This window comes from Desulfitobacterium nosdiversum (genome assembly GCF_049860565.1).
GTDB classification, from domain to species: Bacteria; Bacillota; Desulfitobacteriia; order Desulfitobacteriales; family Desulfitobacteriaceae; genus Desulfitobacterium_A; species Desulfitobacterium_A nosdiversum.
The window spans coordinates 1,806,022-1,825,185 of record NZ_CP172056.1 but is presented as its reverse complement, the minus strand read 5'-3'; the positions used below and the strand labels follow the sequence as shown (position 1 = coordinate 1,825,185).

The window sequence follows — 19,164 nt, the reverse complement described above, 5'->3', positions numbered from 1 at the left end:
CCATTTACCTCCCTTTCACCAGGTTAGCATAATCCGCTCCCTCAAGAGCCTTATCCAACCCGATATAATAGACACTGGGATTAGTCCCGAGTTCAGGTCGAAGAACTTGGCAAGAATTCTCGCTAAGGAGTTGACTGACTTCGCTTTGAGGATCGTTCAAATCGCCAAAGTAACGGGCATGAGCAATGCAGGTGCTGACACAAGCGGGCATTAACCCCGCTTTTACTCGATCGAGGCAGAAATCACATTTATCCGCAGTACCTTTTTCGGAGCTGACATAGCGCGCATCATAGATACAAGCAGACACACAATATCGGCAGCCAATGCATTTCTTCGTGTCCACAATAACAACCCCTCCCTCATCACGATGGGTTGCATTGACTGGACAAACTTGTTCACAGGGAGCCTTCTCACATTGGTTGCACAGTCGGGGTAATTTCACTCGAATAACATTTGGATACTTTCCCTTATCAGCCTCGACGACCCAAGATCGAAAGAAACCTTCTGAAACATTGTTTTCCATTTTGCAGGTAACCGTACAAGCATGGCACCCGACACAACGCCTTAAATCTATGACCATGCCATAATGAACCTTATTATCGGGCATTTGTATATCCTCCTCTCTTAATGCATAGTACTTTGGATTAAATCCTCATTATCGCTCAATACCCACTGTTCAGTTAACTTGGCAGCATCAGCATAAAATCCGGGGGCTATTTCTTGAAGAGCTTGCGAGAACTGAGATACCCACTGGGATAAATGCTCTGCTAAAAATCTTTTCTCCATTTCTCTCCATTTTTGGGCATATTCCTGCTGATCATTTTTCCAAGCTTCACATTCTGCTCCACAAAGCATAGCCATAAAAGCTAATTCAAAACCGATATGATCAGGTAGACGAATTTCCCGAAGGGGAGCAAAAATATTAAGTTCCCACGGATTAAAGTTAATCACTTTATAGCATTGAGCAACATGATTTCCCTCCGGGGAATTCAAGGCTCCAAAGGGTTTTTTAACTCCCGGTTTATAGGTTCGCAATGCTGATTCAAACGGTGGAACATAGCGTTCAGATCTTGGCACAAAGAAACAATCGTAGAACTCTTGCCGGACCTTTTCAATTACAGTCGATCCCCATTCGGGAATGTGGTCTGAAAAAGACGAAGTTTCTCCTATTTCCTGCAGTTGTTCATTAATACTCTGGTGTTGCTTAGGCCATCGGTTTAAGTTAGGCTCTTGAAGAAATATCTCTGCCAAAAAAGAATACGTATTCAAGCGAAAGCCAGTATTTTGTTGAGCCTCTGCGAGGTCATTAGATAAAAAGCTTAGGGTACTCATAAAAACACCGCCTATGCTTTTTCAATTCGGAATGCTCCGCCGTTTCTGCTTGGGCCGCCTGTTGACATTTCACTAAAGCCAAAGACACCTTTAACTGTCGGATCTACCAAGCTTATTCCGCTGAGAAGCACACCGGATGCAATACTTGCTTCTCCACCCGTTTTCTTATCACCGGCTTGTTGTACACGAGATCCATACTCCCAATGCCCATAACCGAAAGCAACTGCGACGGTTCCCCGTGCCACTCCTTGGCGGACCAGTAATATTCCCACAGCCTCTCCACCGGTGGCTGAAATCAGCTTGACTTTATCTCCCGTTTTTAATTTAAGCGAAGCCGCATCTTCAGGATTAATCTCGATTGAATTCGTCTTATTTAAGTCACGAAGAACGGTATTGGCCAGCATGGAAACACTACGGAACTTCGCCTTATACGAGACTCCTTGGAAAGGCCATTCTTTTTGAGGGTATTTCTGTTGGAGCGTTGTCCCATCAGCAAAAGCTTCTTCGTTATAGATCAAGGTTCCGGAGAATGGCTTACCCGTAAACGAATTAAGTGCTGCAGCCATCTTCTCAACATAAAGACTAAAGCATCCGGTAAAACCATATTTGTGGTTGTCACCAACAAATGCCTTAGCGCCATCTTCGAATCGGCCACCCCGTGCTAACACATAGAGAGCTTTAGGCCACTCTTCTGTACTTAATGAATTCTTCCATGACTTTGTGGCAGTTTCAAGATCCTGCAGCTTGATTTCATCTTCAGAAATATTCGGGACAGGTTCGCCATCATAGGCAACATTGGCAATACCTCTTAGGAAGAAATCCTCAGGAGTATTTAACGGATAGAGTTTCTTATCAGCACCAGGGATTGCCTGATCTCCAAATCCTGGGATGCCGATCTTCTTGGCCACATCAATACAATAATTTTCAAAACACGCATACCGATTATCCGAAATCTTTCCTGTCATGGGTTCGACAACAGGCCAACGCACAGTTAAAACTTTACCTGGGCAGTTTCCTTCACTATTTGCATGGGCCCAGCTTTCGTAAGGTGTCGTATCAGGGATGATATAATCAGCAATCGAGGTCGATTCACCCATAAAAGCGTCCACTGCTATAATCAGCGGAACACGCTCCGCCTTTTTAAGTTCTTTTAATACTTCTTCACGAGCTGCAGCAGGAGTGGTCATTAAAGGGTTTGACATCCAAAACATTAAGATTTTCGCCTGATAGGGATATCCGTTGACAATTGAAAATATGGCTTGATTATCTGAGCCGCTTCCAACGGGATGCCAAGGCATTTTCGCAGGATAGGGATTTTCTCCTTTGGCTTTACGCATCTTGAACTCGGGTGTTTTTTCGTAAGGAACTCCAGCACGGCTGATATTTATTCCTGAGGTTTTAGGCTTATTCGGGTAATTAGCAAGATCGTAGCGCGGTCCTGGGGCAACAGATTTATAGGCATTCCGGCGAGTAATTACGCCGCCTTTTTTATTCATGCTGCCAATCATCAACGTCAAAAGATATTGTGCCATTGAGGCATCAAAGCCGGTTGACGAGGCTGTATTCCCCATGCCATCAGCAGCTGCTTTTGTTCCATGAGACGAGAACTCTTTTGCTATGTCAATAATGGTGGCTTCCGGTACACCACAAATTTTTGAATAAGCAGCAATATCTTGCTTGAAGATGCTTTCTTTAAGAATCATAAAGGAGGTTTCAACTTGGATACTTTTACCGCTGGAGTCCGTCACTTCCCCTTTAAAAAGCAAATCAGCTTCGTTTGAATCGCTGTGAAGCGCAGGTTTACCGGTTGCTTTATCAATCACGACGAAATACTGAGGAGGTGTTGTCGTCGTTGCTGCCTTGGGATCAGGTTCTGGCGCCGGCGGTACTGCTAACCCTATATCCTCAGCTCTTAATAATTTTCGTTTATTGGGATGTTCAGAATCTGTTATTACAAGGTGTGCAGCGTTCGTCCAGCTATTAAATCCCTTTTTCTTCGCAGCATTAAGGTTTGGGAAACTTAAAAAATCTGCGTTTATCTTGTTGTTATCAATCATCCAATAAAGCATACCCATTACGAAAGCGCTATCCGTTGTAGGCTTGATCGGAATCCATTGGGTATTTCCTCCGATTGGGCTCACTGCTCCTCCTGCTAATACGGGGTCAACGACATCGAATTTAAGAGTTCCTGAACTTGACCGAATAGCTGCTTGACGTGCAATCGTTTGCATTGGTTTTCCGCTGTGCCCAGGATATGCACCTATATACAGGATATATTCGGCGTTTTCCACATCCGGTTTAAGGATGTTGCCACCAGCTATCACCTGCGACGCAGGCGTCTTAGAGCCCCCTCATGAGTATCCGTGGGAAAAGTTATTTACACTCCCAAAGGCCCCCATAAAACGTACTGCATAAGCTGTCCTGCCATCACCTCGTCCACCAATGAGAACTAGCTGATTGGATTTAGGCCCAAGTTCGGGTTGAGCAGAATCCATCGGGGTTTTAACATCATAAATTTGATGAAACCCTTCAACTGCTTTCTCTCCTAAATCTTTAAAGAGTTCCCCACCTTCTGCAGTCTCTTGGATTGCTTGTTCCCAAGTAATCGGCTTCCATTTTCCTTCCCCGCGTTTTCCTGTCCTTTTTAAAGGAACAAGATTCCGGTAAGGGTCATAATTCGCATCTAAAGTTGCATTTCCTCTGGCACAGAGAGTGGCTCTTCCCTTATGCCCTCGTCCTTGAAAAGTACTAAAGGCAAGATAACTCTCCGTTAAAGGAGCATTATAGGAAAGTGCTGGGCCAGCATTATGAGGATTATACGGGTTGCCAAAGACTCGAAGAATTTTACCCGTGCGCTTATCGATTTTAACGCGGTTACCACAAGAACTGTAACATCCTAAACAAGCGCTGTGCCTCATTATGATGTTAGGATTTAATTGAACTTGACCCGTTTTAGTATCAATCCGAGCTTCTACTTCTTGCCCTGATCCAGAAATTGCTGCAAATTCAGGAGGTTCATCAGCAAAGGTTAATTTGTTTAGCCCCAAACCGGCAAGAGCTGTCGCACCGAGAGCGGAAATTTGGATAAATTCACGGCGTTTCATGTTCTTTGGTCACCTCTCCTTTTTCTTGTTATTTTGTTACCCGCTATGTGATAGTTATTGCAAATACAATGCCAATAAATAGCTAAGCCCATAGATGGTATATATTGAGCCGAAAAATGGCCCAAAAGCGCAACCCATAAAGAATAACCTGGTCTAATCAAAGACCAGGCTTCGTTCTTACTTAAAATATTTCATTGCCATAATGACAGGGGTATGCCATTTAGGCAAGGTTTTTGTCAATTTGATCAACTCACAGAATTCACTTTCAAGTAACTTATGTATCAAACTCCTTATCTAAACCATACTCTTCAATTTTCCGATAAAGGGTCCGTAGCCCAATCCCTAGCTTTTTAGCCGCCTGGGTCTTATTCCCCCCGACAAGTTGCATAACCGTATGAATATGCCGCCTTTCTACGGACTCTAAACTCAAGTCCGCTTCACTCAATGATATATTTTCTATTCTATTTGTTCCTTCGTTTTTGGAAATCAAAGATCGAGGGAACGGTTCACTCACTTTTAAGGATGTCGCAGTTTCTCCTTGAAAGGAATGTTGCCTTCTGAATTCATCCTTTTTTAATTCCTTCATACTTGAGCAAAATATATGCTGAGGTTCTATGAAAGATCCTCTTGCAAGGAGGGCACCCCTTTCAATAATATTAGCCAGTTCACGAACATTCCCCGGGTAATCATATTCTTGAAGAGCAAGATAAGATTCTTCAGTCAACTCTTTTTTAATTCTTGAACCGTATTTATTTTTTAAAAAGTATGAAACAAGAAGCGGAATATCTTCTTTTCGTTTCCTTAAAGGTGGAATTTCGATATTCACCACATTTAAACGATAATAAAGATCCTCACGAAAACGTCCCTCTCGAATATCTTCTTCAATCTTTCGATTTGTAGCAGTAACCACTCGTACTTTTACTTTTCTTGCCCGAGTCGAGCCTACCCTTAAAAATTCTCCACTCTCTAAAAAACGAAGAAGCTTAGCTTGAACGGATAAATCCATATCTCCTACTTCGTCAAGAAATAAAGTTCCTCCATCAGCTACCTCAATTAGCCCAGGTTTTGCCGAATTTGCGCCCGTAAAGGCACCTCTCTCGTGACCAAAGAGTTCATTTTCCAATAACTGCGCCGGTAAAGCAGCGGAATTCAAGGCCTGAAAGGGTCGATCCCTACGATCACTCCAAAAGTGGAGCGCTCTTGCGACAAGTTCCTTTCCTGTTCCACTTTCTCCAAGAATTAAAACGGAAGCATCACTATTAGAGACGAGACGAATCATCTCGATTACTTTCTTCATGCATTCACTTTGCCCAATAATAGGGCCCGCTCCGGATTGCCTTCGTAAAGCTTCGGACAGGCCGGCAGCTTGCTCGGTCAAGCGTCTTTTTTCTAAGGCTTTATATAACGTAAACTCAAGCTTGGCAACATTACACGGTTTTGTCAAATAATCATAGGCTCCATCTTTTAAAGCTTCAATTGCATTTTCCATAGTACCGTAGCCTGTTAGCATAACGGCTTCTAAATTCGGATCAGTTGCTTTTGCATGCTGCAAAAGCTCCAAGCCATCACCGTCAGGTAAACGCTGATCCAATAAAGCAAGATCAAAGTTATGCTTTTGAAGCATGGTCATTGCTTCTGCCACCTTATGAACGACCTTTACTTGAAAACCCTTTCGGCTCAGGCGTTCCCCTAAAAGCTCTGCATAAGTTACCTCATCATCAACGATCAGTAAATTAATGTTCTTGCTCATTCTGATCTCCTTTTCGCGGTAAACTCACTTTTACAACGGTTCCTAAACCTTGAGAACTTTCAATCTCAATTTTGCCATGGGCTTTTTGAATAAGTCCATAACATACCGAAAGACCAAGCCCCGTTCCTTTTCCTACAGGTTTTGTCGTAAAAAAGGGCTCAAAAATGCGTGAAAGATTTTCTTCAGGTATTCCAATCCCGTTATCTTCAATGGAAAAGTTAACCCACTCGTTCTCAAATGAGGTACAAATTGTGAGCACTCCCCCTTCCGGCATTGCCCCAATTGAGTTGCAGATGAGGTTAAAAATAACTTGTTGAATTGCACTTGCATCTCCCCAGTGAAATGGAAGCTTCTCTGCGAGCTTTAGCTTAAGCTGAATATCTTGTTTCCGTAATCGAAATTCAATAAAACCTAGAATCTTTGTAATTAAATCATTTACATTGATTAAAGACTGGGGTTCTTCATTACTATTTTGATGAGCAAAATCTAGGAGTTGGCGTGTAATTGCCGAACACCGTTCCGATTGTTCAGCAATGGTCTTGAGATATCTTTGCAGCTCAAACCGTTTCGTTGTTTCCAGTTCTCCTTTATCCAAACGCTCTAACAACTCTTCGACTGAGAGGAAAATTGTCGCAAGAGGATTATTGATCTCATGGGCAACCCCCGCTGCTAAAAGCCCAACGGTTACCATTTTATCGGCTTGGCGCATTGCGGCTTCCATCTGCTTTTTCCGTTCCAGTTCTTGACTCAGATGGTTAAAAGCTTTAAGCACTTCATCAATTTCGTCCTCTCCACGAATCGAGAAAGTAAAGCCCCACTCACCCTGATGAATTCTTCGAACTCCCTGTTTAACCTCTTCTAAACGTCGGTTTAATTTAAGACTGAAAATTAAGCTTATACCTAAAACCAAAAGGCTTAAAGCGAAAGTACTAAGTATAAAAGTTCTCTTAAGGTTGTTATATGAACTATATGCTTCCGTTTCAGGCTGTTCTAAAATTACAGCCCATTGAGTACCCTTTATCGGGGCATATGCTCCAACGACGTTTTGTCCTGTATATGAACGATAATTTCTGACGAGGGGAAAACCTCCCTCTTCACCTTTTTTAGCGTATCAGAAGATGGAATGCTTGGGTGGACATCAACATGCCGTAAAACCTGGCTATAGTCTTCATGCCCGATCAAATTTCCCTGTTCATCGACAAGAAAAATATACTCTTCATTTCCATTGGAAACGAGAGATATCCGCTCAATAATGCTCCGCAGACTTATTTTAGCAATGATCCCTCCCGAAAAACCCTGTTCAGCATTGAGAAAAGGGATGGCTAGCTCAAACGCGGGCTGGTTATTATCATCCATAAATACTTTACCGATATACATCTTTTGAATTTGAAAGTTTTTAAGAATACTTGATGAATCTTGAATATTTAAAGGCTCTCCAGCCGTCACTTCAAGTCGAGAGACATGTGCAAGTTCCTTCCCTTCTTGGTCAATGGCAGAAATATCATAGACGTAAGGTAAGGTTGTCAGGCATGCATAAAGAATTCGTTCACGTTCTTTAACGCTTTTTAAATGAAAATCATTAGCCTCTGTCTTTGCGAGTATTGAAAATGTTCTTACGGCTTCCTCTATCATTGTATTTATTTCTGCAGCAATTCTTGATGTATCATAGGCATGATGATAACTGACAGCAGCCTCCAAATTTCCCCGCGCAGCCTGAAGATTGTAACCTCCAAGAGTTATCAAGGGAACTAAAGACATTACTATCGCAAAAATTAAGATGCGTACTTTAAGCGTCTTAAACCGAGCAAGTTTATTCAAAGCCTTTAAAATCCTTTCATCAGTGCTATTCCAAGAACTTCGTTACACACGTTAAACCGGCCGGATCAAGGTTTAATTGCAATTTCTTAGCCGTTGAAATATTGACAATAAACTCTACCTTTGACGGTGACTCTACGGGGATGGTCGAAGGATCTTCACCTTGGAGAACTTTAGCGATCAATCGAGACGCTTGCAGACCTTGATCAAAATAAGGCATTCCATAGGATGCCAAAAGCCCCTTCTTGGTCTGTTCTTCACTTACACCCATTATCGGTAAATGCTTGTCAAGTGCAATTACGTTTGCCTCCTGAGTAACCGATTCGAGTAATTGACTGCAAAGAAACATGACACCATCTACCTGCTTTGGGTCCAGGCCATGGATTACCTGAAGTGTTTCCTCTCGGCTTGTAACAGGAAAAGCTTGAATCGAGAGTTCTAATTTATTCGAAATTCCTTGGAGATAAGAAAGCGTGGGTTTGGCAGGTGTAACTCTTGGGTCATAGACAATTGCAATATTTTTTACCGCAGGAAGGAGCCTTTTAAAAAACTCTAAACGCTTACCCGATAAAATGAGGTAATAGTTTTCAACCCCAGTGATATTTTTCCCTGGGGAATTATAGCTTTCAACAAGTCCCATCTCCTTGGCTGAGCCTACCCCCACAAAGACAATTGGAATATGTACCGATAGTGTAGCTTTTTGTGCAGCTAAAGCCTCCGACTCTCCTGTAACAAAGATGACGTCAGGACCTTCAGAGACAAGTTGCTTAGCGAGTTCTTCTAAAAGTTCACTTTTTTCATTGGCATTTTTTATAATATATGCAGCATTCTTTCCCTCGATAAGGTGATACTCTGCCAGTCCTTTTTTAACTCCCTCCACCTTGGGCAATCGAAAATCTGAAGACATGAGAACACCAATTTTTTTCATAGGTTCGTTTGCTTTTGTTTGTGAAAACGGGTTTATTGAGAAAAATAGTGCGATAGTTATTACAAGAACAATAAGAAATATTATACTAGCGGATCTTTTGAATATACTTTTCATCTTTTCTTCCCTCTTTTTAATCTTATAGAATATTCTTGTAATATATAAATCCGATTTAATTATAGCATTCTTTATCCTGATTTATTATTAAATCATTTATTGTTAATAAAATTTTTCTCAATACCTAATTTAAATCTATATTTTATAAAATTTTACTTTATTAATAGACTTAAATTTAAATTAAAAACTGCAGTCCTCAAGAACATGCAGTTATGAAAAACAGCTCTAATATGTTTACCGAATAAAGCGAAGGAGCATCGCTTACTACATTTTAATGTAGTAAGCGATGCTCCTTCGCATAATATTTTAAAATTTACTTAACTAAACTTGATGCAGCCGCAATTGCCATTTGGGCTAGCGGCGTCGGGTAAATACCTAAGGCAAAGGTTGCGACAAAGGTGAATACCATCGTAAACTTAGCCGCGCCATGAACAGGCACATCCGGAAGTCCTTCTCCATCTGTCAGGTACATCACTTTGACAACCGAGAGATAGTAATAAACGGAGACCATGCTCATAACGAAACCAACGTATGCAATCCAAACATACCCTTGATCCATTACCGCTGAGAAGAGATAGAATTTACCGACAAACCCAGCTAAAGGAGGAATCCCAGCAAGTGAAAGAACTGAAGCCGTCATCACAGCCGCTGCTAAAGGCGAACGTTTTGCTAATCCTGCAAAATCTTTGATCTCATCGCTGCCTTGCGCCTGTCCAACATGAATGGCAACTGCAAAGGCTCCCATGTTAGCGAAAACATAAATCATCGCGTAGAAGAGCACTGCTTTAATTCCGCCAATGAAGGTCGAAACTGCCGGAACAGATACCGCAATTACACCGATCAGCATATAGCCTGCTTGAGCGATACTGGAATAAGCTAACATCCTTTTAATATTCTTTTGCGGAATCGCTACAAGGTTACCCACAATCATGGTGAGTGCCGCAAGAACGAGCAGCAAACTCTGCCCTGCTTGCGAAAACGTTTGGCTGTACATCATGAGGAGATAGAACCGAATCAAAGCGGCAAATCCAGCGGCTTTAGACGCTACTGCAAGAAAAGCGGTAACAGGTGTCGGAGCTCCTTCATAGATATCCGGTGCCCAGAGATGAAACGGAATCAAGGAGATTTTGAAGCCAAAACCTGCTAGAAGGAATACAGTCGCCAGAATCGTTGCCGGTGAAAGATCCGTACCTAGGGCTTGAGCAATCATAAACATCTGAGTTGATCCTGTTAAACCATAAATAATACTGATACCATACAGCAGAATCGCCGAGGAGGCGGCGCCGAGGACTAAATATTTTATTCCAGCCTCAGACGATTTGCCGTCATTCGTCCGATAGGCAACGAGGATATAGAACGTAATGGTCATGAGCTCAAGGCCGATATACATAGTGATTAAATCACTGGCCCCAGCCATAATCATCATACCTAACGTAGCTCCAAGAACTAAGGGATAGAATTCACCCCGATGAGCCGGAAACTTCTGGACATATCCCTTAGAGGATGCAACAACGAGCAGAGCGGCAATTAAGAAAAGAATTTTAAAATAGACTGCAAATTGATCATGCATATACATTCCTTGAAGGAAAGCAGCCCGTTGGACATAAAAGAAATCATAAAACGTGTAAGCCAAGGTTCCCAATAAAGCGAAGATCGTTAATGGGAACATCCCTTTTCGATCACCCGGCGGGATCAGAAGGCCGATGACTAACAAGCCAAGACTGAGAACCGCCATCACGATTTCAGGGGTGAGTAAAGCGAAATTGAAACTAGCCATTAGAACAACCCTCCAATCTTCGCCTGACCCACTGTTTCAAGCACCTTAGCTATACCTGAGGAATTAACCCCAGTATCGATGAGCTGCATGACAAGATTCGGGAACATACCCGTCACAAAAATGACAAAGACTAAGATAACGAGCGGAACAAGTTCCGGTCCACGCAAATCTTTAAGATGATCCCACTCCGAACGGCGAGGTCCGAAAAGGACATTGGCAATAACCCGTAACGTATAAACCGCTGTTATAATAATCCCGGCAACCCCGAAAATTGCCAGAGCCGGCATAACTCTTGATGCGCCTGTAAAGATGGTAAACTCTGCAATGAAGTTCACCGTTCCAGGAAGACCAAGACCAGCCAAGCCAGCTATCATGAAGCCTGTAGCCAAACGCGGCATTTGATGGGCAAGTCCACCGAGGTCGGCAATATTCCGAGTGTGCGATTTTTCATAGATGAAGCCAATCATGGAGAAGAAGAGTGCTGCCATAACTCCATGTGCAAACATCATCGCCACCGCACCGTTTATACTTGTCACGTTCAAAGCGGCTATAGCCAGTAAAACGTTCCCCATGTGGCTGACGGAGGAATATCCGACAACATACTTGAGGTCTTTTTGAGCCAAGGCAATAAACCCGGCATAAAGGATATTGATGATCGCCAATACAGCAATTACAGGGGCCCAGAACTTGGCACCTAAGGGAAGCACCATAACTCCTAAACGGATTAATCCATAACCCCCGATTTTCTTCAGGACACCGGCGTGAATCATACTGACTGCAGTCGGTGCACCCGCATATCCATCTGGAGACCAGGAATGGAAGGGGAACATGGAAATTAGGGAACCAAATCCAAAGGTCAACAGACCAAAGACGACAATCTGGAAGGACTGATCGTATTTAAGCTTCGCAAGCTGGTCAAACATAAAGGTCGGGCCCTGTCCTTGAGCTGCCAGCTGACCGGCGGCATTAAGATAAAGAGCAACCATTCCAACCAGCAGGAAAGCAGAACCGATCAAGAGATAGATCGTGAGTTTCATACCTGCATACTCTTTACTGACGCGTTTCGTAGAACCCCAGATAATAACCATAATATAAATCGGGATAACCACGATTTCGTAGAAGAGGAAGAAGATAAACAGGTCACGCGCAATGAATGTTCCCATAACCCCGGTTATCAGGATTAAGAGGAGAACAAAAAACTCTTTAACACGCTTATCGATATTCCAAGAAGCGTAGATGGAAGTAAATCCGATCAAGTTGGTCAAGAGGAGCATTGGAATACTGATTCCATCTACCCCGAGAGCCAACGTTACTCCAATATCTTGAACCCAAGGAATACTCAGCGTAAACTGCATGCCGCCGCCTGTGCGATTATAGGCAAAGAAAACATACACCGATAATGCTAATGAAACAAAGGTACCCAGTGCTGCAACAATTTTAATCGTCTTTCCTTCTTCTTTCGGTAGAAAAACGATCATTAAGGCCGCAAGAACAGGCGCAAGCAGAGTCATAGGAAGAATGAAAGATCCTGCCATTATTTCACACCTCCTAGCATCGCTAAGGGGTTAAGTGCCGCAAGTTGACCCTCTCCCATCGCTAGGACGAGATAAAATACGACTACAGCAAAGAAAAACACCAAAGCGTAGGTTTGCAACTGACCTGTTGATGTCCGGCGTAAACCGCTTGCTGAGCCACGGACAAACAGGGCAATGCCATTGATAATTCCATCGATGATATAAAGATCAAACCAGTAAAGAACCCTGGCGATGATTCCATCCATGACTCTGTGGATAAACCAGAGATAGATTTCATCAATATAGTACTTATTCTTCAGAAGCTTATAGACACCTGGGAAACGAGCAACGATATCTTCAGCCTTGATCGATTTCTTAAGGTAGATCGTATAGGCCAGCCCGATTCCTAGGAGACCTGCTACTACTGAAATTGCAGCTAATCCCCAGTTCATCGCTTCTGCTTCAAACTCACCGTAGTGAACAAAGAAGGCAAAGTTATGCTCGGGAAGAGCCGCCCATCCGCCGATTACACTAAAGAATGCAAGAATCATAAGGGGGACTGTCATGGTCTTAGGAGATTCATGAGGATGATTTTCAGGCTTCTCATCTCCCAAGAAGGCGACAAAATAAAGTCTGCTCATATAAAATGCTGTGAGGAAGGCTGTAAACAAACCGACGGCATAAATAATAGGATGTCCATTATTTAAGGCCGCTGCAAGAATTTCATCCTTCGAGAAGAAGCCGGCAAAGGGAGGTACACCTGCAATGGCTAAAACACCAATACCAAAGGTGATCGCCGTAATCGGCATCTTCTTATACAAACCGCCCATATCCCAAATGTTTTGTTTTTCATGAAGGGCATGAATGACAGAACCTGCTCCCAAGAACATCAATGCTTTGAAGAAAGCATGGGTCATGAGGTGGAACATCGAGGCTGTCAAAGCACCGACTCCCAAGGCGAACATCATGTAACCCAATTGGCTCAAGGTCGAATAAGCGAGGATGCGCTTGATATCATCCTGAGCTATCGCGATGGACGCCGCAAATATCGCCGTAAAGGCGCCCAATCCCGCAATAAATTGCAGGGCAACCGGAGAAGCATGATTAAAGAGGAAGTACATCCGGGCAACCAAGTAAACCCCGGCAACAACCATCGTTGCAGCATGGATCAAGGCGCTGACCGGCGTAGGACCTTCCATGGCATCAGGCAGCCAAACATGGAGCGGGAATTGACCGGATTTTCCGATCGGGCCAATGAACACTAAGAAAGCCATGACTGTAAGATAACTTAAACCCCCGATTAAGGCAAAGTCTTGGAAGTTTGTCGCCATTTGGGCTGACAAAGACCCATCGCCATAAAAGTTTAAGGTACCGAACTTATTGTAAAGAAACAGGATTCCCAAAAGGAGTCCGAAGTCCCCGACACGTGTTGTAATAAAAGCTTTTTTAGCAGCCTCGCGCGCGGACACTTTAAAGTACCAAAAGCCGATTAAGAGATAGGAGCAAAGTCCTACCAGTTCCCAGAAAACAAATAATTCCAGAAGGTTTGTTGCTAAAACTAACCCTAACATGGAGGCTGCAAACAAGGATTGATATGAATAGTAACGGGAAAAACCTTTATCCCCATGCATATAGCCAAGCGAATAAATTTGAACCATCGAGGCCACGAGTGTGACTACAAAAAGCATCATCGCACTCATCGGATCAATTAACGTTCCGAAATCAATTTTAAGTCCGCCGATATTCAGCCAATTCACAGTACTCAAGACCGGATGCTCTACTATTTCTGCCCCTGACGATATCACACCTATGCCTATACCGATCGCTAATCCTAAAGAAGTGAGAATCGCCAAAATCGAAATAGTGGCAGATAGTCTTTTGGAGCGCTTTGTGATAAAGGCAATGATGAGAAACGAAAGGAAGGGCAAGAATGGGATGAGCCATGCCCATTGATAAAGATTATGCATTTCCGTAAACACCTACCTTCTCCATAGACTCTCTTACCACTTCAGCCAATTGAATTCGTCAACATTCGTGGTCTGGCGATTACGGAAAATCGTAATCACAAGTGCAAGGCCAACCGCAATTTCAGCTGCAGCAACTACAATGATAAACAATGCAGCAACTTGACCGATCAAGGGGTTTATCGCGGAATTTGCCCAAGGGGCAAAACGGCTGAATGCAACGAAGTTAATATTTACTGCATTGAGCATCAATTCAATAGACATCAAAACCGCAATAATATTTCGCTTCGAAAATACACCATATAAGCCTAAACAAAACAGCATCGCTCCCACCAGGAGATACGTTGAAAGACCTACACTAATGCTCATTTGCCTTCTTTCACTCCTTTCGCGAGGATCACTGCACCAATTAAAGCAATGGTTAACAGGAGTGCTGCTGCCTCAAACGGGACCATATACCATTGTAAAAGCAAGTTCGCAAGCTCAACTGTTCCCCCTGTATCCGTAGGCATAGGCAAAACGCGCCAATTTTCGTTGGTCAGGATTACCAAAGCAATCAATACAAAGAGTATGCCTGCGACTCCCGTTCCCCACAGCCATTTATTGGTTTCTGTATTGCTTTCTTGCACATCACCGCGTACAGTCAGCATCACAGCAAAAATAACCATGATTGAAATCGCCCCGGTATACACCAAAATTTGGGCTGCAGCGATAAATTCTGCATTCAAGAGAATATAGAGTACCGCCACCCCGGTGAAAGATAATGCCAAAAACAGGGCGCTGTGAACGATATTCTTGGAGGTCACGACTCCCCAAGCAGACGCCACTGCGATAATGGCGAATATAAAGAATACAATCGTCGCCATAGTACTCATGCGTCGCCCTCCTTCCGGTTTCTCTTTGAACGCTCAATCATATCCCATTTTAATTCCTCAGGATAATAAATGGCGTTTTCAAATTCTTGTGTTACCGTTAATGCCTTCGTCGGGCAAGCTTCTGTACATAAACCGCAGAACATGCAGCGGCCTAAGTTCATTTCATAGGATTTCAGAACCTTTTTCTTGGTTCCCTCATCCTTTTCACTCGTAAGGGTAATTACTTTATTCGGGCATGCATTCGCACACATTGAACAAGAAATACATTTTTCCGGATCAAGACCCATCGAGCTTCGAACCGTTGGCGGCAAATTCGGTTTTTCTTCCGGATAAAATTCTGTAATGTTAGGCCCAACCATCCTTTTAAAAGTGATGCCTAGACCCTTAAAAAGACCTTTACCAAACACTCTATCACCCTCCAATCACGAGCTGGTAAATGTAGATTCCCATGCCCGTAAGTACGATGTTGAGAAGCGAGAGCGGTAACAAAACCTTCCATGCGAAATGCATTAAGTGGTCGATCCGCATCCGTGGGAATGTCCAACGAACCCACATCATGAAGAAAATGAGGACTCCTGTTTTCAGCCAGAACCAAATCCAGCCAGGCAGGAAGAAAGGTCCTTGCCATCCGCCTAAAAACATGGTTGCCGCCATTGCGCAAACTGCAGTCATATTACCATACTCACCCAGGAAGAATAGTCCCCAACGCAAGCCGGTATATTCAGTCATCGGGCCGGCAACAATTTCTTGGTCCGCTTCCACAAGGTCAAACGGCGCACGGTTTACTTCAGCAATGCTCGCAATCACATAGATCACAAAAGCAATCGGTTGCAGAACAATAAATGGAATCTTACTTTGAGACTCAACAATTGTGCTGAGATTAAAGGATTGGGTTATCATGACAACCCCTAGCAATGAAAAAATGAGAGGAATTTCATAACTGATCATTTGAGCAACAGCCCGCATTGCACCGAGCAAGGAATACTTGCTGTTTGAACCCCAGCCCGCCATCAATAAGGCAAGCGTAGATACAGCGGAAATCGCTAAGAAATAGATAACACCGAGATCAAGATCAACCGGAGCCATTTTATAACCGTAAGGAATAACTGCCAGCGTCATTATAGGAAGTCCAAACGCTATCATAGGTGCTACTTTAAAAATGAACCGGTCCGCACCTGCAGGGGTTACATCTTCCTTACCAATTAACTTTAACGCATCAGCAATAGTTTGAAACCATCCTCTGGGGCCCAAGCGATTGGGTCCCGGTCTTTGCGAGGTCCATCCAGCAACTTTCCGTTCAAGCAGAATAAGGATCAACGCTGCAAGTACAACTACAATAATTACAGCAATAACACCGACAATTGTCATGGTTAAGTCTGCCCAAATGGATTGGGGATCTGCAAATAAACCACGGATGGCAGCCGCTATAGTTAGAGGCAAATGATTTAAAGCTTCCATCATATTCTCCCCTCATTGAGAGTTTTCCTACTTATCAACTTCACCGAGCACGGCATCTAAGGTTGCAAAAATAGCAACAACGTCCTGAATCTTAGTACCGACGGCTATTTCATTTAAAGATTGAAGATTAATAAAGGTACCCGTACGGATTCTTACACGATAAGGTTTTGGCGTACCATCACTTACAATATAAAATCCCAATTCACCTTTAGGATTCTCAACGCGATGATAAGCTTCTCCCGCAGGTGGTTTAATGAGTTTCGGAACCTTCGCCATTACAGGGCCTTCAGGAATATCCCGTATCGCTTGACGGATGATTTTCGCGCTTTCTTTGATTTCCTCGAGGCGAATCATATTCCGATCATAGGAATCGCAGCCATAAAGAACGGGAACATCGAAATCAAAGCGATCATAAATTCCATAAGGCTCGGCTTTCCGCACATCATAATCCACACCGGATGCACGAATAACCGGACCGGTCATGCAGAGATTTTCTGCTAATTCTTTGGAAAGAATACCAATATTCTTCATCCGTCCCATAGCGATTTCATTTCCCAAATAAATGCCATAATACTCTTCAAGCATTTCCGGGAGGTCATCAAGGAAGGATTTCAAAGCAGGCCAGAACTCAGCGGGAGGTTCGGAGCTTACGCCGCCGATCCGCATGATGTTCACCGTTAAGCGGCTTCCGGCTGTCATCTCGAAAAGGTCAAGGATTCTTTCCCGATCACGGAATGCATAGCCCCAAGCGGTCCACCCGGCAATATCGAGTGCCGCACTGGCAATGAATACAAGATGGCTCGCTATCCGAGCCAATTCCGCATAGATAACGCGCAGGTACTCTGCCCGTTCAGGAATTTCGAGCTGCATTAATTTCTCGACGGTCTGGACGTAAGCCAAGTTATTATGCGGAGAAGCAAGATAATCCAAGCGATCGGTATAAGGAATAAATTGTTGATAAGTCCGGCTTTCTGCTAACTTTTCAATTCCGCGATGCAAATAACCCACCTTGGGAATGATTTTAGTTACAACTTCGCCTTCTAAATGAACCACCATACGAAACACACCGTGCATACTCGGGTGTTGGGGGCCCATGTTAAGAATAAGTTCTTCAGTACTTTCTAGTGACATGGTTTAACCCCCTACTCGTCTTCCCTGCGCACACGCATGATATTTCGTACTTCTGCAGGTTCCGTTACATAATCTTTTCTTAACGGGAACCCTTCAAAATCATCCCACAAATAGATCCGTTTTAAGTTTGGATGTCCGTTGAATTGGATTCCAAACATATCATAGGCTTCACGTTCCAAGAAATTTGCACCTTTCCAGATCCGTGTTACGGATTCAATAACTGGAGTATCACGGTCAACAATGGCCTTAACTCTTAATTTCTGAGGGCCGCGCCAGCTTGTTAACTGATAAACCACTTCAAGGTGGTCTTCTCTATCCACACCGCCTAAGTCGTGGAGAAAATCACAAGGCGTTTCTTCGAAGTTTTTAGCTGCTGTCAAGGTTTCCGTAATATAGGAAGCCTTAACCGTCAAGACCAAAGTTCCTAAGATTTCTTCGACTTGACCGTCAACGCGGGCAGTTAATTCTTCGACATGTTTTCTCAATAATTCTTTATTTTCCATGCTTCATTAACCTCACCTTAGCTGGGTTGTTAACCTTTTGTTGGAGTTGAAGCAACCCATAGATTAAGGATTCCGGCCGTGGAGGGCAACCCGGAATATAGACATCAACCGGTACGACCTTGTCCACTCCAGTTATCATAGCATAGGAATCAGCAAACGGGCCGCCGGCATTCGCACAGCTGCCATAGGCAATAACCCACTTTGGCTCCGGCATTTGGTCATAAATCCGCCGAAGCAGCGGAGCCATTTTTCGCGTACACGTTCCAGCTACAATCATCAGATCAGCCTGACGCGGTGAAGCACGGAAAACCTCATATCCAAACCGAGAAATATCATAACGAGGTCCACCAGTTGCCATCATTTCAATAGCACAACAGGCCAAACCGAAGGTTACCGGCCAGAAGGAATGCCCCCGAGCCCAATTCAGCGCCTTGTCAATATTGGTGACCAAAACATTCTTTTCGACCATCAATTCGGCCTCACGAAGCTCTTTCTCTTTTGCTACATCCACTCTAAAGCACCCTCTTTCCATGCATACCAGAAACCTACCAGCAGAATAATAATGAAGATAAACATTTCGACAAAGGCAAAGGTTCCCAGTTTACGGAACGTTAATGCCCAGGGATACAGGAATACAGTTTCGACATCAAAGGCCGTGAAAACTAAAGCATAAAGGAAGTAATTATTTTTGAACCCTAACCAGGTTCTCCCGATTGTTTCATTACCACATTCATAAGGTGTAAGTTTTTCTTTATGCGGTTTATTGGGAGCGACCAGTTTAGGCAGGGCCATCATAATCATATTGAGTGCGATGGCCGCAATCAAAAAAATACCAATTGCAGCAAAATTATCAGACATCCTCCTACCCCCCCTCATTATTTAATTTATTTATATTTTTA

Annotated in this window: 19 protein-coding genes; all 19 read right to left on the bottom strand. The window is 43.5% G+C overall.

Annotated features, from left to right (window positions below; genetic code table 11):
• Positions 1-4: 4 nt before the first annotated feature.
• On the bottom strand, positions 5-607 hold the full coding sequence (locus tag ACHOLT_RS08670; RefSeq protein ID WP_425807296.1) for a 4Fe-4S dicluster domain-containing protein: 603 nt from the start codon (positions 605-607) through the stop codon (positions 5-7).
• 17 nt (positions 608-624) lie between these two features.
• Positions 625-1,332 (bottom strand): TorD/DmsD family molecular chaperone, encoded by a 708-nt coding sequence (locus ACHOLT_RS08665; protein ID WP_425807294.1) that lies wholly within the window; start codon positions 1,330-1,332, stop codon positions 625-627.
• 11 nt (positions 1,333-1,343) lie between these two features.
• Positions 1,344-3,656 (bottom strand): molybdopterin-dependent oxidoreductase, encoded by a 2,313-nt coding sequence (locus ACHOLT_RS08660; RefSeq protein WP_425807292.1) that lies wholly within the window; start codon positions 3,654-3,656, stop codon positions 1,344-1,346.
• A gap of 27 nt (positions 3,657-3,683) precedes the next feature.
• Positions 3,684-4,436, bottom strand: coding sequence for a hypothetical protein (locus ACHOLT_RS08655; RefSeq protein ID WP_425807290.1), 753 nt, complete (start codon positions 4,434-4,436; stop codon positions 3,684-3,686).
• Positions 4,437-4,710: 274 nt separating this feature from the next.
• On the bottom strand, positions 4,711-6,186 hold the full coding sequence (locus ACHOLT_RS08650) for a sigma-54-dependent transcriptional regulator (protein WP_425807288.1): 1,476 nt from the start codon (positions 6,184-6,186) through the stop codon (positions 4,711-4,713).
• Positions 6,170-7,096, bottom strand: a complete 927-nt coding sequence (locus ACHOLT_RS08645) for a sensor histidine kinase (RefSeq protein WP_425807287.1) — start codon at positions 7,094-7,096, stop codon at positions 6,170-6,172. The genes ACHOLT_RS08650 and ACHOLT_RS08645 overlap by 17 nt, the downstream gene beginning before the upstream one ends.
• 107 nt (positions 7,097-7,203) lie before the next feature.
• Positions 7,204-7,944 (bottom strand): cache domain-containing protein, encoded by a 741-nt coding sequence (locus ACHOLT_RS08640; protein ID WP_425807286.1) that lies wholly within the window; start codon positions 7,942-7,944, stop codon positions 7,204-7,206.
• Positions 7,945-8,029: 85 nt separating this feature from the next.
• A complete protein-coding gene (locus ACHOLT_RS08635; protein ID WP_425807285.1) occupies positions 8,030-8,929 on the bottom strand; it encodes an ABC transporter substrate-binding protein in 900 nt (299 codons plus the stop codon).
• Positions 8,930-9,356: 427 nt separating this feature from the next.
• On the bottom strand, positions 9,357-10,820 hold the full coding sequence (locus ACHOLT_RS08630) for an NADH-quinone oxidoreductase subunit N (RefSeq protein WP_425807283.1): 1,464 nt from the start codon (positions 10,818-10,820) through the stop codon (positions 9,357-9,359).
• A complete protein-coding gene (locus tag ACHOLT_RS08625; RefSeq protein WP_425807280.1) occupies positions 10,820-12,355 on the bottom strand; it encodes a complex I subunit 4 family protein in 1,536 nt (511 codons plus the stop codon). Before ACHOLT_RS08625 ends, ACHOLT_RS08630 begins: the two co-directional genes overlap by 1 nt.
• A complete protein-coding gene (gene nuoL, locus ACHOLT_RS08620; RefSeq protein ID WP_425807279.1) occupies positions 12,355-14,313 on the bottom strand; it encodes an NADH-quinone oxidoreductase subunit L in 1,959 nt (652 codons plus the stop codon). Before nuoL ends, ACHOLT_RS08625 begins: the two co-directional genes overlap by 1 nt.
• A gap of 21 nt (positions 14,314-14,334) precedes the next feature.
• A complete protein-coding gene (gene nuoK / locus ACHOLT_RS08615) occupies positions 14,335-14,667 on the bottom strand; it encodes an NADH-quinone oxidoreductase subunit NuoK (protein WP_425807277.1) in 333 nt (110 codons plus the stop codon).
• Positions 14,664-15,173, bottom strand: coding sequence for an NADH-quinone oxidoreductase subunit J family protein (locus tag ACHOLT_RS08610; protein ID WP_425807275.1), 510 nt, complete (start codon positions 15,171-15,173; stop codon positions 14,664-14,666). The genes nuoK and ACHOLT_RS08610 overlap by 4 nt, the downstream gene beginning before the upstream one ends.
• Positions 15,170-15,580 carry a NuoI/complex I 23 kDa subunit family protein gene (locus tag ACHOLT_RS08605; RefSeq protein ID WP_425807274.1) on the bottom strand — a complete coding sequence of 137 codons (411 nt, stop codon included), beginning with the start codon at positions 15,578-15,580 and terminating at the stop codon, positions 15,170-15,172. The genes ACHOLT_RS08610 and ACHOLT_RS08605 overlap by 4 nt, the downstream gene beginning before the upstream one ends.
• A gap of 4 nt (positions 15,581-15,584) precedes the next feature.
• Complete coding sequence (nuoH, locus tag ACHOLT_RS08600) at positions 15,585-16,631, bottom strand: NADH-quinone oxidoreductase subunit NuoH (protein WP_425807959.1); 1,047 nt, start codon at positions 16,629-16,631, stop codon at positions 15,585-15,587.
• 27 nt (positions 16,632-16,658) lie between these two features.
• Complete coding sequence (locus ACHOLT_RS08595) at positions 16,659-17,762, bottom strand: NADH-quinone oxidoreductase subunit D (RefSeq protein ID WP_425807272.1); 1,104 nt, start codon at positions 17,760-17,762, stop codon at positions 16,659-16,661.
• Between the two features lie 11 nt (positions 17,763-17,773).
• Positions 17,774-18,265 carry an NADH-quinone oxidoreductase subunit C gene (locus ACHOLT_RS08590; RefSeq protein WP_425807270.1) on the bottom strand — a complete coding sequence of 164 codons (492 nt, stop codon included), beginning with the start codon at positions 18,263-18,265 and terminating at the stop codon, positions 17,774-17,776.
• Entirely contained in the window at positions 18,255-18,776 is a 522-nt protein-coding gene (locus ACHOLT_RS08585) for an NADH-quinone oxidoreductase subunit B (protein WP_425807268.1), read from the bottom strand. Before ACHOLT_RS08585 ends, ACHOLT_RS08590 begins: the two co-directional genes overlap by 11 nt.
• Positions 18,767-19,123, bottom strand: coding sequence for an NADH-quinone oxidoreductase subunit A (locus tag ACHOLT_RS08580; protein ID WP_425807266.1), 357 nt, complete (start codon positions 19,121-19,123; stop codon positions 18,767-18,769). The genes ACHOLT_RS08585 and ACHOLT_RS08580 overlap by 10 nt, the downstream gene beginning before the upstream one ends.
• Between the last annotated feature and the right edge of the window lie 41 nt (positions 19,124-19,164).